1 protein-coding gene is annotated in these 210 nt (G+C 59.0%); it reads right to left on the minus strand.

Features of this window, described 5'->3' with window-relative positions:
* Positions 1–210 (minus strand): hypothetical protein (locus tag J1G35_RS30795; protein WP_223016897.1); only part of this gene is annotated, 210 nt, incomplete at both ends.

The raw sequence follows: 210 nt of genomic DNA on the forward strand, positions 1-210 counted from the left end.
TGCTGTTGCCGGTGAAGGAAACCGTCAAACCTTCGCGCGGCGTTTCCTCATCAGTCGCAGTGAAGCGGCCAGCGACGGTGCCCGCAGTAGCGGAGTTCTCATCAATAGTGACTGGTGCAACGCTGATCACTGGCACGTCGTTATGCAAGGTGACAGTCGGCTGGCCGGTGCCATTGGAGCTAAGCCCCTCAGGGTCGGTAACCGTCAGAT

It is taken from the genome of Pseudomonas sp. SH10-3B, assembly GCF_019891415.1.
Taxonomy (GTDB): Bacteria; Pseudomonadota; Gammaproteobacteria; order Pseudomonadales; family Pseudomonadaceae; genus Aquipseudomonas.